15 protein-coding genes are annotated in these 16,101 nt (G+C 53.8%); 11 read left to right on the forward strand and 4 right to left on the reverse strand.

Annotated features, from left to right (window positions below; all coding sequences use genetic code 11):
- Positions 1–32: 32 nt before the first annotated feature.
- Positions 33–1,175, forward strand: a complete 1,143-nt coding sequence (locus EVJ29_RS10335) for an MFS transporter (protein ID WP_016510467.1) — start codon at positions 33–35, stop codon at positions 1,173–1,175.
- Between the two features lie 41 nt (positions 1,176–1,216).
- Here EVJ29_RS10335 and EVJ29_RS10340 read toward each other — a convergent pair whose 3' ends face one another.
- Together EVJ29_RS10340 and EVJ29_RS10345 are read right to left on the reverse strand one after the other, a co-directional pair.
- Positions 1,217–1,519 carry a hypothetical protein gene (locus tag EVJ29_RS10340; protein ID WP_016510464.1) on the reverse strand — a complete coding sequence of 101 codons (303 nt, stop codon included), beginning with the start codon at positions 1,517–1,519 and terminating at the stop codon, positions 1,217–1,219.
- 134 nt (positions 1,520–1,653) lie between these two features.
- Positions 1,654–2,598 (reverse strand): DMT family transporter, encoded by a 945-nt coding sequence (locus EVJ29_RS10345; protein WP_131441097.1) that lies wholly within the window; start codon positions 2,596–2,598, stop codon positions 1,654–1,656.
- A gap of 199 nt (positions 2,599–2,797) precedes the next feature.
- Between EVJ29_RS10345 and EVJ29_RS10350 the strand changes: the two genes are divergently transcribed.
- The 4 genes from EVJ29_RS10350 (at position 2,798) to EVJ29_RS10365 (ending at position 7,273) form a co-directional block, all read left to right on the forward strand.
- Positions 2,798–4,708, forward strand: a complete 1,911-nt coding sequence (locus tag EVJ29_RS10350; protein WP_131465664.1) for a heavy metal translocating P-type ATPase — start codon at positions 2,798–2,800, stop codon at positions 4,706–4,708.
- 118 nt (positions 4,709–4,826) lie between these two features.
- Complete coding sequence (locus EVJ29_RS10355; RefSeq protein WP_070328933.1) at positions 4,827–5,753, forward strand: carbohydrate kinase family protein; 927 nt, start codon at positions 4,827–4,829, stop codon at positions 5,751–5,753.
- Positions 5,754–5,818: 65 nt separating this feature from the next.
- Entirely contained in the window at positions 5,819–6,256 is a 438-nt protein-coding gene (locus EVJ29_RS10360) for an NUDIX hydrolase (RefSeq protein WP_167615739.1), read from the forward strand.
- Positions 6,257–6,325: 69 nt separating this feature from the next.
- Positions 6,326–7,273 carry a YihY/virulence factor BrkB family protein gene (locus tag EVJ29_RS10365; RefSeq protein WP_070328931.1) on the forward strand — a complete coding sequence of 316 codons (948 nt, stop codon included), beginning with the start codon at positions 6,326–6,328 and terminating at the stop codon, positions 7,271–7,273.
- A gap of 48 nt (positions 7,274–7,321) precedes the next feature.
- Here EVJ29_RS10365 and EVJ29_RS10370 read toward each other — a convergent pair whose 3' ends face one another.
- Complete coding sequence (locus tag EVJ29_RS10370; RefSeq protein WP_070328930.1) at positions 7,322–7,873, reverse strand: beta-class carbonic anhydrase; 552 nt, start codon at positions 7,871–7,873, stop codon at positions 7,322–7,324.
- A 20-nt stretch (positions 7,874–7,893) separates the two neighbouring features.
- The gene (locus EVJ29_RS10375) at positions 7,894–8,793 is read right to left on the reverse strand and encodes a 1,4-dihydroxy-2-naphthoate polyprenyltransferase (RefSeq protein ID WP_131441102.1); all 900 of its coding nucleotides are present in this window, start codon (positions 8,791–8,793) and stop codon (positions 7,894–7,896) included.
- Positions 8,794–8,960: 167 nt separating this feature from the next.
- Here EVJ29_RS10375 and EVJ29_RS10380 point away from each other — a divergent pair, with 167 nt between their 5' ends.
- The 6 genes from EVJ29_RS10380 to menC are packed head-to-tail and all read left to right on the forward strand — an operon-like array spanning position 8,961 to position 16,061.
- The gene (locus EVJ29_RS10380; RefSeq protein ID WP_131441103.1) at positions 8,961–10,346 is read left to right on the forward strand and encodes an isochorismate synthase; all 1,386 of its coding nucleotides are present in this window, start codon (positions 8,961–8,963) and stop codon (positions 10,344–10,346) included.
- Entirely contained in the window at positions 10,343–11,992 is a 1,650-nt protein-coding gene (gene menD, locus EVJ29_RS10385; protein WP_131465672.1) for a 2-succinyl-5-enolpyruvyl-6-hydroxy-3-cyclohexene-1-carboxylic-acid synthase, read from the forward strand. Before EVJ29_RS10380 ends, menD begins: the two co-directional genes overlap by 4 nt.
- Positions 11,989–12,765, forward strand: coding sequence for an alpha/beta fold hydrolase (locus EVJ29_RS10390; protein ID WP_236633508.1), 777 nt, complete (start codon positions 11,989–11,991; stop codon positions 12,763–12,765). The genes menD and EVJ29_RS10390 overlap by 4 nt, the downstream gene beginning before the upstream one ends.
- Entirely contained in the window at positions 12,766–13,590 is an 825-nt protein-coding gene (gene menB / locus EVJ29_RS10395) for a 1,4-dihydroxy-2-naphthoyl-CoA synthase (protein WP_070328925.1), read from the forward strand.
- 49 nt (positions 13,591–13,639) lie between these two features.
- The gene (menE, locus tag EVJ29_RS10400; protein ID WP_131505085.1) at positions 13,640–15,010 is read left to right on the forward strand and encodes an o-succinylbenzoate--CoA ligase; all 1,371 of its coding nucleotides are present in this window, start codon (positions 13,640–13,642) and stop codon (positions 15,008–15,010) included.
- Entirely contained in the window at positions 14,994–16,061 is a 1,068-nt protein-coding gene (gene menC / locus EVJ29_RS10405; protein WP_131465677.1) for an o-succinylbenzoate synthase, read from the forward strand. The genes menE and menC overlap by 17 nt, the downstream gene beginning before the upstream one ends.
- The last annotated feature ends 40 nt before the right edge of the window (positions 16,062–16,101 follow it).

The raw sequence follows: 16,101 nt of genomic DNA on the forward strand, positions 1-16,101 counted from the left end.
TCAGCTTTTTATTTTTGTATGTGAGGTGACCTATGGAACGGTTTCGTTTTTCGATCTTATTGCTCGTCGTTTTTATTTCGGGCTTGATTCAAGGGGCGCTCATCCCTTTACTATCCACATTAATCGAACGTGACGGCAACCCGGCCTGGCTGAACGGACTGAACGCGACGATGCTCTATTTGGGCATCATCGTCTCGGCACCGCTACTCGAACGGTTCGTCCGCAAATACGGATTCCGCCCGACAATCGTGCTCGGCATCGTGTTGACGGCGCTCGCCACGTTCTTTTTACCGCTTTGGCCGTCACTGCTCATGTGGGCCGTCATGCGCTTCGTCATCGGATTCGGGGACTCAGCGCTTCACTACGGCTCGCAAGTGTGGGTCACGTCGGTGAGCGAGAAGCGGAGTCTCGGCCGGGCGATGGCGTATTACGGGATGTCGTTCAGTCTCGGGTTTGCAGTCGGTCCGTTGATCGCCCCGCTCGTCGATATTCACTTTTGGCTCCCGTTCCTCGTCTTGATCTTCTTCTGTCTCGGATCACTCTTCCTTATCTTCAAGGTCGACAACGAGTACCCCGAAGCGGAGAAAGTGAAGACGGATTCGACCGGACGCATCCGCCTCGTCTTGATCGGTGCCGGGTACACGCTGCTTCCGGCTTTTACATACGGCTTTCTTGAAGCGAGCCTGAATGCGAACTTGCCGATCTTCACCGTCCGTAACGACATCGGGCTCGCGCAGACGAGCACGCTCATCACGACGTTCATCGTCGCGTCCATCATCGTCCAGTTGCCGCTCGGACGGCTCGCCGATCACTTCGGGAAGAAACGCGTCCTGCAAATCGTCTTGACGCTCGGTACGCTCTTGTTCGCCCTCGCGAACCTCGCCGTCGACAACTATTTGTGGTTGCTCGTTTTGTTCGCCTTGGCCGGTGCCGGACTCGGTTCTACTTATTCGCTCGGCCTCGCCCATATGACGGAAGTGTTGCCCCGCTCACTCTTACCGACCGGCAACATGCTGTACAGCATCTCGTTCAGTGTCGGATCGATCAGCGGTCCGATGATCGGTGCCTTTTGGGTCGCGTTGCCTAAAGAAGTATATTTCCTCATGTACGCCTTAATACTCGGCATCCTGTCGATCAGCCTGTTCACGTCAAAAGCCAAACCGATCGAAGCATAAGTAAAGGATGAGTCTCCTCGGAGATTCATCCTTTTCATTTGTCATTCGTTTGGTGGCCCGACTCTCACATCATTTCGTTCGAACGCCCGGATGAACACCTCATCGAGAGCGAACGGCTCCGTATCGAGCGATGCCAATACGTCGGACTTGAGCGTCACCTCGATGACGCGGTCATTGATTTGCCACTTCGTCTGGATGTCGTCGCCTTGCCTGACGGCGCGCACATCGACTTGGTCGTGATGTTCTTTCAATCCGCGACTCACGCACTTCATCACGTACTTGACGTACTCGTCTCGCGGTTGGCGCGACACGAGGATGTTTCGGACAATCAAATTTCTCGTCATGGCACAAACCCTCCCTTCTGTTAACTTGTCGTACGCAAGTCTTTACAACGAAGACCGATTCATAACTGAAAAATTATCAGAATTTTTAATATATTTTGCCATGAGAATAAACTTCCGTCAACTGTACCTCGAACTCATTTCGCGGCAGAGCCGCCCGGCCGACGACGACCTTGAAAATACGTTGACAAGTAGATGCCGGCGATGACGAATAGTAACCCGACGAGCGCGTTCCAAGGAATCGTCTCACCGAGCAGTAAACTCGATAACAGGACGCCGAACAAGGGAACAAAGAACATATAGAGCGACACCCGGCTCACCGGGTTGTGCTTCATGAGCGTGTTCCACAACGTGAAACCAATCGCTGATAACAATGCGAGGTATAACAGGAACAATAGCGTCTTCACCGTGTAAGGCAAGAACACGCCTCCTGGGTCAAGGATAAATCCGACGATCAACAGGCCGAGCGAACCGATCACCATCGCCCAAGCGGTCATCGGGGCGACGTCATGATGTCGCGAGTAATCTTTCGCGACCAGGTTCCCGAACGCGCCAGACACCATCGCCAAGATGAGGAGGATTTCACCGATTCCAAAACCGATTTCCGAGCTTGCTGTCGGCCAGTTCGCGATGACGATCCCTGAGAAGCCGAGAGTGAGCGCGATGCCTTTCAACCGGTTCAACCGATCATCTTCATAGCGGAAATGTGCGAGTGCCATTTGAAAGAACGATGTCGAGCCGGCGATGATCGACCCTTGCACCCCGGTCGAGATGGACAATCCGATATAGAAGAACAGATATTGCAAAAACGTCAAGAACGCCCCTAAATGTGCGTATGCCTTCAACTTTTCCCGATTTAATCGAATCGGCCGCTTGAAGACGAGCCGGCTGATCACAAGCAACAGAATACCGGCCAGTAAAAACCGTTCGCCGGCAAAGAACAGTTGTTGGCCGTACTCGCCTGCTCCGATGTCTAACGCCTCATAACTTAATTTAATGAACGGGAAAGCACTCCCCCATAAAAACGTGTTGAACAACGCCAACAGCGTGACGCTCCAAGAGCGTTGAAATATATTTTGCATGACACGAAATCTCCTTAATCTTTTAGTTTGTGAGTTGTTATAAATGATGATAAAATAGACTCACATGATAATCATTATAAATAAGAGACATGAAGAAAACGGATGTAAAACCCTTTAAAACAACAAAAGATAATGATAATCATCCTCAGTCATTATCATTTAACTGATATATATTCTCAATTAGAAAGAGGTGCCTACTATGAACGTACACGCAACTACTGCACAAGAAAAAAGCCACGTCTTCAAACGGGCAAACTGGTTCGAACATATCGAGCTCATCATGGCGCTCATCAGCGGTGTATTGATTGTACTCGCATATTTCACAGAAAGACAAGGCGGAACCCCTTGGATATACGTCACGCTCTACTTGAGCGCCTTCTTGATCGGCGGTTATGCCAAAGCCAAAGAAGGACTGACCGATACGTGGGAAACCCGTTCATTGAACGTCGAGCTACTCATGATCATCGCGGCGATCGGCGCCGCCTCGATCGGCTATTGGATGGAGGGCGCGATCCTCATCTTCATCTTCGCCTTGTCCGGCGCGCTCGAGACTTACACGCTGAACAAAAACGAGCGTGCGCTCGAATCGTTAATGGAACTCCAACCGGAACAAGCGACCCGTTTCGATGCAGCCGGCGGTCTCGAAGTCGTCCACATCGATGACTTAAAAGTCGGCGACCGGATTTACGTCCGGCCGGGTGAACGCATCCCGGTCGATGGGCGCATTTTGAGCGGGACCGCCTCCGTCGAAGAAGCAGCCATCACCGGGGAATCGATTCCGGTCGATCGGACCGTCGGCGACGAAGTGTTCGGTTCAAGTGTTAACTTGAACGGGGTGCTCACGTTATCCGTGACGAAACTCGCCACCGAGACGTTGTTCCAAAAAATCATTCAGATGGTGCAGCAAGCCCAAGAAGAAAAATCACCGTCGGCCCAGTTCATCGACCGCTATGAGGGACGATACGTCCAGATCGTGCTCATCTCGGTCACGGCCATCATCTTGCTCGGTCCCGTTCTCACTTCGTGGTCGCTCGAAACGAGCATATACCGCGGGATGATCCTGCTCGTCGTCGCCTCACCGTGCGCCCTCGTCGCGGCGATCACACCGGCCGCGCTTGCCGCCATCGCCTCGTCCGCTAAACACGGGATTTTGTTCAAAGGCGGTGTCCACATCGAAAACATGGGACACCTCAAAGCGATCGCATTCGATAAGACCGGAACACTCACAATCGGTAAGCCGGTCGTCCAAACGGCGTTGGTTCATCCTGACATGGCAGCAGAAGACGTTTATCGCGTCGTCAGTTTGATCGAAGAACATTCGATGCACCCGCTCGCCGAGGCTCTCGTCAAGTTCACGGGCAAACATACGGGAGACATGGACCACTTTAAAGACATCACCGGTTCAGGCATCGAGGCGACGATTGACGGCACTTCCTACCGGGTCGGTAAACAAAAGTTCGCCGACCGGAGCGGTGACTTCTACCGCGAAGATGTCGAGCGGTTAAAAGCCGCCGGACACACACTCGTCTTCGTCAGTGACGATAAGCAGACGATCGGTGCATTCGCACTGCGTGACACGTTACGCCCGGAAGCCAAACAAGCAATCGAGCGCTTGAACCATCTCGGAATCGCGACGATCATGATCACAGGCGACAATGAAGCGACCGCACGCGCCATCGCGACGGAGGCGGGTTTGACCCGCTACATCGCCGAATGCCTCCCGGAAGAGAAAGTCGAACAAATCAAGCTGTTAAAACAAGAGTACGGCACGATCGGGATGATTGGCGACGGCATCAACGACGCCCCAGCCCTCGCGACAGCAGATGTCGGGATCGCCATGGGCGAAGGAACCGACGCCGCACTCGAGACGGCTGACGTCGTCCTCATGAAAAACGACCTCGTCCGCTTGAGTTCAGCGATCGAGCAATCTCGTAAATTGAACCGGATCGTCTTGCAGAACGTCGTGTTCGCCCTCGGCGTCATCCTCGTTTTGATCGCGACGAACATCTTCGAGTTGCTCGTCATGCCGTTCGCCGTCGTCGGTCATGAAGGGTCAACGATTCTCGTCATTTTGAACGGACTGCGTTTGCTCAGTTCTTCATGGGACTGACAAATTTCGACAGCGTTTGAAACCGTCATTGAAAGCGAATGACGATTTCGCTATAATGGAAACAATGTGTCTAACAGACCGATAACAGATAGATGATTGGCTAAAGGTGGTACAGCATATGAATACGATTGCAGTGATCGGCAAAGTGTTTGTCGATATTAAAGGAACATCGTTCGCCCCGCTTCATAAAGATGCGAAAAACGTCGGGGACATCGCGTTCTCGAACGGCGGAACCGGCCGTAACGTCGCGCAAAACCTAGGTGTCCTCGGTAACGACGTCCGGTTCGTGTCAACCGTCACAAACGACCAAATCGGGATGGGTGTCCTTCAAGAGCTTCGCGACTTAAACGTCAACGTCGACCATGTCGACCTGCTTGAAGATAACGGTATGGGCATGTGGCTCGCCGTCATGGACAATAACGGCGATCTCCAGACCTCGATCTCGAAACAACCAGATGAAGCGATGATGGAACAATGTATCCTCCGCCGAATCGATACGGTGTTCGCCGAAAGCGAAGCCGTCGCCATCGACCTCGATTTGTCGGTCAACGTCTTGAATGAGACGATCGAACTTTGTCGCGAGATGAAGCTTCCGCTTTACGGGGTGTGCGGTCATTTGTCCGTCATCGAACGAAATCGCCACTTGCTTCAAGGCTTCACCGGCTTCATCTGTAGCCGTGAAGAAGCCGAAATCCTGTCTGATATGTCAATCGTCACCGTCGATGACGCATTGCGCGTCGCCGAAGTGCTCGCGATGAAAGGTGCGCCGCTCACAATCGTCACGATGAGCGAGCTCGGTGCCGTCTACGTCGATCTCCGGACGAACGAGCAAGGACACGTCCCGACGACGAAAGTCAAAGTCGCTGATTCAACAGGCGCCGGTGATTCTTTCTTCTCGGCCGTCATCTCCGAATTGATGAAACATCATTCGATCGAAGACGCGCTTCGCCTCGGCATGCGTGTCGCCGCAAAAGTTATCGGTTCTCATGAGAACGGTTTGACTTCTGATATGTACGAATCGTTAGAACAAAAGACGACAGATTAACAAAGCGCATCGACGGTGAGTCGATGCGTTTTGTTCACTATAAGCTACCGAAAGGAACGATCCCATTGGTCAGAACAAAATTACGCAGCGCCATCATCCTCACGAACGAACACGACGAGGTCGCGCTCATTCGACGCGAAAAAGAAAACGCACTCTATTACGTCTTCCCTGGCGGCGGTGTCGAATTTGGCCATACGGCTGAAGAAACTGCTGTCCGTGAAGCTTATGAAGAACTCGGTGTCCACGTCGAGCTTGAAGGAGTCGCCGCCTACGTCGCCTTCAACGGTGAATTGAATCCTTATTTTTGGGCCCGCGTCACAAGTGGCGAATTCGGCACCGGTACGGGCGAAGAGTTCCAAGCTGAACAGACGAACGGCTCGTACACACCGATTTGGGTGAAGCGGAGCGCATTGAGCCGCCTGCCGGTCAGACCCCCTTCTTTAGCCGAGCTGCTCACCACCAATCCAGAACGATTCTTTGACAAAACGTTAGCCGAAGACTGAATCAATGTGTAACCTGCTGACAAATCGGGAAAGATAGTTTCTAACGATAACGTTCAGGAGGATATGCGCATGGACACTACAGAAGTGAAAGAAAAAAAGAATTGGCTTTCCTTCGGGAAAGAGTTGTTTCGTCGTTTTAAAGAGCATGACGTTCAAGATTACGGGGCAACGCTCGCTTTTTTTTGGTTCTTATCCATTTTTCCGGGAATCATTTTTATTTTAGCGTTGCTCTCGTTCTTCGACATCACGCAAGCGTCGTTTCAAGAACAGTTAAATAACCTGGCACCAGGTTCGGCGGCGACCGAGTTTTTATCAGGGATCTTTGAGGCAATCGGCGAGCCACGAGGCGGACTGCTCTCGATTGGTGCGATTTTAGCGATTTGGTCGGCCTCTAAAGGAGTCGAACGATTGATCAATATGGCAATCCACGCGTACGGTGAGGACAACGAACGCAACTTCTTCGTCAGTAAAGGCATCGCCCTCGGCTTGACGTTCCTCCTCGGCGTCGGCGTCTTGCTACTCATCATCTCGAACGTGTTCGGTTCACAAATCATCGAATTCATTTCAGACTACCTCCCGATTTCCGGTGCCGAAGTCGTCTTGATCAACGTGTTCCGTTACGTGCTGACGACGGTCATCTTGATCTTGACGCTGTCGATCTTTTATAAGATTGCACCGCAACAACACGTGTTTTGGAAAAGCACCGTCCCCGGCGCCATCTTCGGCGTCATCGCTTGGCAGCTCGTCTCACTCGGTTTTAGCCTATACGTCTCGAACTTCGGTAACTACGATTCGACGTACGGATCACTCGGAGGCATCATCGTCACGTTGCTTTGGCTGCAGTTGACCGGCATGATCATCTTGATCGGCTCTGAGATCAACGCCACGTGGCAACGCTTCTTCAAAACACCGAGCGAGCAAGAGTATGAGAAGAACTATAAGAAAAACAAAAAATCCAAGTCGAAAGACTCGGACGAAGATGACTACAAAGATATTCCGGTCAACACGTACGGATGACAAAAGGCGAGCTCTCTCAAAACGGAGCTCGCCTTTTTGCATGGATGATTATGCCTCTACGACATCGAGTCGCCCCGTTCCTGGATCGATGACAAATCCGTGGACGTCCGTACCCGGCGGCAGGAGCGGATGGTTTTTGATCAGACTGACCGAGTTGACGACGTTCGCCTCGACCGAGTCAAAGCCATGCAACCACTTCTCCAAGTTCATGCCTGAGGCTTTGAGCGTCTGTAACGTCTGCGGATCAATTCCGCGCCGCTCCATCTCGCCGATGACCGCGTTCGGGTCGATAGCGGCCATGCCGCAATCGTAATGTCCAACAACGATCACCTCTTCCGCACCGAGAGCGTATAAGGCGACGAGAATCGAACGCATGACCGATCCGAACGGATGCGACAATACCGCGCCCGCGTTTTTGATGATTTTCGCGTCGCCGTTCTTCAAACCGAGCGCATGTGGCAATAACGACGTCAACCGTGTGTCCATACAAGTTAAAATGACAATTTTCTTATCAGGAAATTTATCTGACACGTACTGCTCATACTGCTTCTCTGTCACGAACCGTTCATTGAACGCAAGCATGTCTTTGACGACTGACATATCGTTCCCCTCCTCTATGTTTATGCGATAACGCGTGCGACGATTAATCCGATGACCATCCAGGCCCCGAATAACGTGTTGACCTTCGCCGTCATCGCCATCGCCGGCATCAAGTCGGCCGGCTCACGTTTCACCCAGAACCGCTTCACCGCACGAATCATGATCGGAACGGTCATTAACGAAAGCAATACCCAAGGCGTGACCCCGTAAACGAATACGGCGACGAGGATACCAATCAGCGCAACGATAAAGAATCCGGCCAAAACGAGCACGGCCCGGCGATGTCCGACGAGACACGCAATCGTGCGTCGTCCGTTCACCTTGTCGTTATCCAAGTCCCGTATATTGTTGGCTAGTAAAATCGCTCCGATCAAGAGCGCCATCGGGAATGACACGAGCAACAACTCAGTCGTCACCGTGCCGATTTGGATATACCCTGAAATCCCGATGATGACGTAGCCCATGAACAATCCGGCGACGAGTTCACCGAACGGCGTATACGCGATCGGAAGCGGGCCACCCGTATACAGATAGCCGACGACCATCGACAACGCTCCGATCCAAAGCAAATGCCAGCTCGTCGAAGCGGCAATGTATAGACCGAGAACTCCCGCGACGCCATACATCCCGAGCGCGATGCCGAGCACTTGACCCGGCGTGAACCCGTCTCGCACGATCGAGCCGCCAATTCCAATCGAGCCCTCGTGGTCGAGCCCGCGTTTGTAGTCATAGTATTCATTAAATAAATTCGTCGCGATTTGAATCAAGACCGAGGCGATGAGCATCGCCAAGAACAGACCCCATTTCAAATCGGTTTGACCGACGACGATAAACGTTCCTAACAGCACCGGAATAAAGCTCGCCGTCAGTGTGTGCGGACGAATCATGCGCCAATAAGCACCTTTCTCTCTCTTCTTCATCTACTTCCCTCCCTTCGTTAGTTTACGTCTCCACAAAAAAATCTGTCAATGCCCGCCCCTCAATCGTCTGAAGTCATGTTTCTCGAGCATTTGACGGGCAGTACAGCCGTTAAGTCATGATACACTAAAAGATGAATATTCTATCGGATTGAGGAGGCTTTTCTTATATGCCAGATACTCAAACACACATTAAACAACGAATCGAACAAGCGCATAAACGCGCACGCGCATGGCAACGACCTGTCCTTGCCTCATACACGTGGGAGATCCCTTCGTTCGACGCGTTTCATATCATTCAAAATACAGAAACATCACACTATTATTTTTCGACACCCGATCGCTCACTTGAAATGCTCGGTTGTGCCGACGCGCTCGTCTTGACGGCGTCCGGACCCGAACGGTTCCAACGTCTGCAATACGACTGGAGCCTGCATCGCCGAGATGTCGATGCCGTCATCTATGCGTTCTCAGGATTTTCGTTCGATACGTTCGTCCGACCTCAAAAAAACATGTGGGACTCATTCGGCGAGGCGGCTTTAGTCGTCCCTAAATTTTTATACCGTCGTTCCGGTGACAAGCACACGTTGACGGTGTCGACCCTTGTTTCTTCAAACCAGACCGTTGAACAATATTTAATTCAACTAGCCGACCAATTGGCCCAGTTCAACGCCCTGCACGCGCCCGATGAGTCGACACCGACGTATTCGAAAGTAAAAGACGGCGTCGATCACTTTAAATCAAGTTTTCAACAGGCGAAAGGATATATCGCCGAAGAAAAAGTCGAGAAACTCGTCATCGCCCGGGAAGAGATTTACCAGACGTCAGATGAAGCGTTCCCGTTCGCGAAGACGCTACGGCACTTGTCTGAACATCAAGAAGGTAGTTACGTGTTCTTATATCAACCGAAACGGGAAATCGGATTTTTCGGGGCCACACCGGAGCGGCTCGTCCGTAAACAAGGACCGCATATCGAGACCGCGGCCATCGCCGGCACGATCAAACGCCCGGATACGGACGCGGAAACCGAGACGGCGAAACAGCAGTTGTTGCATGACCGTAAAAATTTAGAGGAGCACCAAATCGTCGTCAAAGACATTCAAAACGCTCTCACGCCTTATGCAGCGACCATTCATGTCGCACCGTCCCCGACGATTTTAGAGAACCGCTCGGTATTTCATTTACACACACCGATCAAAGCGACTTTGGACACGAACGCGTCTCTCCTCTCCATCATTGAGTCGTTGCACCCGACACCCGCACTCGGCGGTTCTCCGAAGCGGACGGCCGTCCGCTTGCTGCGCGACATCGAACGGTTCGATCGCGGCTGGTACGGCTCACCGTTCGGCTGGTTGAACACCGACGGAGAAGGTGAATTTGTCGTCTCCATCCGTTCGGCCCTCGTCCAGCATCAGTTCGTGGCATTATACGCAGGCTGTGGAATCGTCCAAGAGTCTGAACTCGAATCAGAGCTAGCCGAGACAGAAGTCAAATTGAGCCCGATCAAGCAAGCGCTCGGGTTAGACCAAGTCATTTCAGGAGGCAATCACGAATGAACGATATGTTAACGAATTGGGTATCCCATATGATGAATCGACTCGTCGAAACTGGGATTTATGACGTCGTCATCAGTCCCGGTTCGCGTTCGACACCGCTGGCGATGGCCGCGTATTTGCACCCGAATATACGCCATCACGTCGTCGTCGATGAGCGTTCAGCCGCTTTCTTCGCGCTCGGACTAACCCGCGCTGGCGAAGACGTTCGGCCGGTCGCATTAATTTGTACGAGCGGCACAGCCGCTACCAACTATTTTTCAGCTATCGCCGAGGCAACGATTTCCCAGCTCCCGCTCGTCGTCTTGACGACAGATCGGCCGCATGAGTTGCGTAACGTCGGGGCCCCGCAAGCAATCGATCAAGTCCGTCTCTACGGTGAACATGTGAAGACGAGCCTCGATCTACCGGTGCCCGAGCCAGAGAGTCTGCGCTATATGGAACAAGCCGTCGGACGTCTCGTACGCTTGAGTGCGCAGGCCCCGCTCGGACCGGTCCATATTAACATTCCGTTCCGAGAACCGTTACTGCCCGATATCGAACGTCTGAAGTCACAATTGACCGCCACTTCGAGACGGAGCGAGACCTCGTACATTCGTCCCGTCACCGACGACTTGGTTCGCTTCAAACAAGAGACGGCCGTCGAACGGCTCGCTTTCGTCGTCGGACCTGGCACGCCGACGTCTTGGCTCGAAACCATCTCCAACGTAGCAAACACTCACCGAATTCCGGTGTTCGCCGATCCGCTCAGTGGCATGCGTTGCTTTGACGGCGTTTTGACGAATTATGACACGTGGCTCGCAAGTGAGCATAGCCCAGAATGGACGCCGAATGCGGTCGTTCGCTTCGGTGCGGCTCCTGTATCGAAACGGTTGAATGAATGGCTCAAACAGACCCACCAAATCTTGATTGAACAGCCTGGCTCGTTTCGCGACCCATCGAGTCGTGCGACTGTCGTCTACGGCGACGCGAATGATTATTTGGAGGTCATCGACGTCCCGTTTGACGACGTCTACCGCGCTCGTTTTTCCTTATTCGAACAAGTCGCCGAATCGGCCAAACCAAGTCTGAGCGGTGAGAGCGCCTTGACCCGCCACGTCTTGAACGCTCAGATCGACCGGTTGTTCGTCAGCAACAGCATGCCGATCCGTGACGTCGACACGACGCTCGGCGCCGGACAAGCCGTATCCGTCTTCGCCAACCGAGGCGCGAACGGGATCGACGGAATCATCTCGAGCGCGCTCGGTGCTTGCCACGACACAGAACGAGCCGCGTTACTGATCGGTGACTTGGCGTTCTATCACGACAGCAACGCCCTGCAGTTACTAAAAACGCATCCTGGCTCGTTCTCGATCATCGTCGCCAACAACAACGGCGGCGGCATCTTCTCCTTCTTACCGCAAGCATCAATCGAGCCACAGATGTTCGAAGACTTGTTCGGTACACCGCTCGACTTGAACATCCGTGGCTTCGCCGACACATACGGGCTTAGCTATCAATTGCTCGAACGTCCAGAAGACGTGACAGCAGCGATCGAGGCCGGGATTCAGTTGATCGAATTCCCGTCCGACCGTGCCGACAACGTCTTATCCCACCGGAACTGGACGGAATCGATCTGCACGCGTCTCACGTTGGAGAACGGGACGTGAGACGTACTGTCCGTGACGTGTCGTATGAAGTACTCGAGCACGGGTCCGGAAGACCGGTCCTCTTGTTGCACGGCTTCACGAGCAACGCCGGATGGCTCTCGTATTTCCCTGACTTGCCGGTGCGCCTCGTCGCCCCGTCCCTGCTTCAACATGGACAGACCGGCAGTTGCTCGGTCGCCCGCGCGAAGATGAGCCAACAAGTGAAGGATTTGTCGACGCTGCTCGACACGGACGAAAGGCCGTGGACGGTCATCGGCTATTCGCTCGGCGGCCGCATCGGGATGACACTCGCAGCCTGTGACGAGCGCGTAGACCACTTCATCGGGATTAGTACGACGCCCGGTCTCACCGCTTCAGAACGACGAGCGCGACGCGACGCCGATGAACGGCTCGCGCGACGAATCGAGACGGACGGAATCGAAGCGTTCGTCGCCGCATGGGAGATGCTCCCGCTTTGGCGTCAAACGGACGAGATGCGGGCCTCGCTTCGACATGAGCGGCTCGCTCAAGATCCGTCGGCGCTCGCGAACAGTTTGCGCGCCATCGGGACCGGCAGTATGCCGTCGCTATGGACGCATCTTGACCGCCTGCCTCGAACCGATTTGATCGTCGGTGCGCACGATGTGAAGTTTCAAACGATTGCTCGCGCTATGCGTGAACGTCGTCCAGACATTCGGATACACGAAATTTCGGGTGCGGGCCATGCTCCCCATATCGAGAACGCCCAACAATTTGGTACAATGATAGAGAAATTGATTTTAGGGGGAATTTAAATGGAATCAGTAGCAAACTGGACATCGGTCCGGACGTATGAAGACATTAAATATGAGAAGTGGAACGGGATCGCAAAAATCACGATCAACCGCCCGGAAGTTCGGAACGCATTCCGTCCGCTCACGGTCAACGAATTGATTGACGCGTTCGCGCGCGCCCGTGACGATAAAGAAGTCGGCGTCATCATCTTGACAGGTGAAGGCGATCAAGCCTTCTGCTCAGGTGGCGACCAAAAAGTTCGCGGTCACGGCGGCTACGTCGGTGACGATGATATCCCGCGCTTGAACGTCCTTGATCTTCAGCGCTTGATCCGAGTCATCCCGAAACCGGTCATCGCCATGGTCGCTGGATACGCCATCGGTGGCGGACACGTCTTGCACCTCGTCTGTGACTTGACGATTGCGGCCGACAACGCTCGTTTCGGTCAAACTGGACCGAAAGTCGGATCGTTCGACGCCGGTTACGGTTCAGGCTACTTGGCCCGCATCGTCGGACATAAGAAGGCTCGTGAGATTTGGTACTTGTGCCGTCAATACGACGCACAACAAGCGCTCGACATGGGGCTCATCAACACGGTCGTCCCGCTCGAACAGCTTGAAGCCGAGACGGTCCAATGGTGCCAAGAGATCTTGCAACACTCGCCGACAGCACTCCGCTTCTTGAAAGCTGCGATGAACGCTGATACGGACGGCTTGGCCGGGATCCAACAGCTCGCCGGTGATGCGACGCTCCTTTACTACACGACAGATGAAGCAAAAGAAGGCCGTGACGCCTTCAAAGAAAAACGTGACCCTGACTTCGGTCAATTCCCGCGTTTCCCGTAAATCGTAAGAGAGTAGCGAATTCGCTACTCTTTTTTTGGAGGTAATTGTGATGGATTATGATTTGAAGCAACATCCTGTCGACACGATCGCCCTCGTCACCGCAACGGAACGTCTGACGTGGGGCGAATTGATCGATGAGAGCTCGCGCTTGGCACACTTTTTAGGCCGGACCGTTCCGGACGCTCGTCACATCGGACTGTATGCGTCAAATAGTAAAGACTATGTCGTCGCAGTCCACGCCGTCCATTTGCTCGGAAAAGTACTCGTCCCGTTGAATACACGACTGACCACAAGCGAACTCGCAATGCAACTCGACAAGGCCCACATCGACATCTTACTCGTCGATCAGGAAATCGACCTCAACGTCCCTCAAATCGACGTGAGCGTACGCGATCAAGAGCCATTGCGCCGACATCATCGCTGGGGGCGTGACGAGGTGATGTCGCTCATGTTTACGTCCGGCACGACCGGACACGCCAAAGCGGTGCAACAGACGTACGGAAATCATCGCGCGAGCACCGAGGCCGCAAAAAAACATCTCGGATACGAGCCGACCGACCGCATGCTCGTCGTCACACCGCTGTTCCACATGAGCGGACTCGCTCAAGTGTACCGCTGCGCCCTGTTCGGCTCAGCATTATACGTTGAACCGAAGTTCGACGTCTTGCGTACGATCCAATTGATCGCGTCCGAACGGATCACCCATCTTTCCCTCGTCGCCATCATGCTCGGGCGACTGCTCGACGCAGGATTGACAAGTCACCATCTCCGCGTCATTCTCGTCGGAGGCGGACCGGTGCCACGGCCGTTGCTCGAAGAAGCAGACCGCCGCCACTTGCCGATCGCGCAGACGTACGGGATGACGGAAACTTGCTCTCAAGTCGCGACGTTGTTGCCGTCCGAAGCACTGGACCATATCGGTTCAAGCGGTCAAGCGATCGCACCGACCCACATCCGTATCAGTCGCGATGGTGAGATCGAAGTCAATGGCCCGACCGTCACGCCCGGCTATTATAACGAATCGGAAGCGAACGCTTGGACCGAGGACAGGTACTGGCGAACCGGCGACCTCGGAACGATCCAAGACGGCTATTTATATGTTTTGGATCGCCGGAGCGACTTGATCATCTCGGGCGGAGAAAACATCTATCCCGCGGAGATCGAGAGCGTCCTGTTGCGATGCCCCGGTATCGAGGACGCAGGTGTCACCGGGAAGCCTGACCCGACATGGGGCGCCGTCCCGATCGCCTATATCGTCGGGACGTACGACCCTCACGAACTTACGCAAATTTTAAACGATCACCTCGCTAAGTATAAGCACCCGAAGGCATTGATCGCGGTCACTCAGCTCCCACGAAACGCCAACGGAAAATTGATGCGATACCACTTAAAGGAGACCGATTATGATTCAACGAGCTGACCTTTACATCGTCCCGCTCACGTTCAAACACCCGCTTGTGACAGCCCATTCCGTCTTGACGACGCGACGGACGGTCATCCTCCGTCTCGAAACGACCGACGGAGCAGTCGGATACGGGGAAGGTGTCGCCTTTGAGACGCCGTGGTACACGTCGGAGACGGTCCGCTCGACCGTCGACACGTCTGAACTGATCTATCGATTGTTGAACGGGCAGACGGTCAGCGCGACCACATTTCCAGACCATGTCCGTTCGATTATCGGGCACCCGATGGCAAAAGCGATGTGGGAGAGTGCACTCTGGGAAATCGAGGCCGCCCGTGCTGGCGTGACGCTAAAACAACTTTTGCAAGCCGGACATCACGTCGCTTGCGGGCGGACGATTGGGATCGGCTTGCTCACCGAAACGTTGAACGCGATCGAACAGGCGCTCGATTCCGGGTTCGAACGGATCAAGTTGAAAGCTTCGCCTCATGAGCTATTGACGGCGCTCGCGGAAGTGCGGACTTTTTTCCCGGACGCTCCGCTCATGATCGACTTGAACGGCAGTGCGCACGAGCAGCCGCTCGACTGGTTCGAACAACTCGATGCCCATCGCCTCTTGATGATCGAGCAGCCTTATCCGAGCGACTGCTGGGTCGACTCGGCCGACCTGCAAACAAAACTCAAGACGCCCATTTGTCTTGACGAGTCCATCACCTCACGGCAAGACGTCGAGACGATGAATCGGCTTCGGGCCGGACGCATCGTCAATATCAAACCCGCCCGCGTCGGGGGATTGACCGAGGCGCTCGCGATCCGTGACAGCGGTACCCCTTATTGGGTCGGCGGTATGTACGAATCATCGATCGGCCGTTATCATACGCTCTTATTCGCCTCGTTGACGGGTGCCGCCTATCCGGCCGACATGGCCGGAACGAGCGCCTATTTTGAGACTGACTTGCTCGATACGCCGCTCGACGTCGAAAACGGTCAGCTCTCGATCCCTGACGTCGTCACTCCGGATTGGAAAAAAATTCATCAGTTAAGCGAACAAATCATCCAGTTAACGTAAACAAGGATACAGACCGCGGTCTGTATCCTTGTTTGATTGC

Source organism: Exiguobacterium sp. SH4S7, from assembly GCF_004336795.1.
GTDB classification, from domain to species: domain Bacteria; phylum Bacillota; class Bacilli; order Exiguobacteriales; family Exiguobacteriaceae; genus Exiguobacterium; species Exiguobacterium aurantiacum_A.